Genomic DNA, 531 nt, shown 5'->3' with positions numbered 1-531 from the left:
CCAACAGCTTGCCTGAAGTGTGTGGCCGTGTGTGTCCGCAAGACCGTTTGTGTGAGGGTTCGTGCACACTAAATGATGATTTTGGTGCAGTCACGATCGGAAACATTGAAAAGTACATCACCGACAAAGCCTTTGAAATGGGCTGGAAGCCTGACATGTCCAAAGTGGAGTGGACGGATAAAAAGGTGGCAATCATCGGCGCTGGCCCTGCTGGTCTGGCAGCAGCAGACATCTTAGTTCGCAACGGTGTAAAACCTGTGGTGTTTGACCGTTACCCAGAGATTGGTGGCCTACTTACCTTTGGTATTCCTTCTTTCAAATTGGAAAAAGGGGTCATGGAAAATCGTCGTCGGGTATTTACCGAAATGGGCGTTGAGTTCCGCATGAATGTGGAAGTCGGCCAAGATGTGCAGATGCAAGAACTGCTTGATGAATACGATGCGGTTTTCTTAGGTGTGGGCACATACAAATACATGCGCGCCGGTTTGGAAAATGAAGACGCGCCGGGCGTTTATGACGCCCTACCATTTT

1 protein-coding gene is annotated in these 531 nt (G+C 49.3%); it reads left to right on the top strand.

Features of this window, described 5'->3' with window-relative positions:
- A partial coding sequence (locus tag R7Q48_RS30635) for an FAD-dependent oxidoreductase (protein ID WP_318134186.1) occupies nucleotides 1-531 on the top strand: 531 nt, incomplete at both ends.

This window comes from Vibrio sp. 378 (genome assembly GCF_033339435.1).
This window is presented reverse-complemented; position numbering and strand designations above follow the sequence as displayed.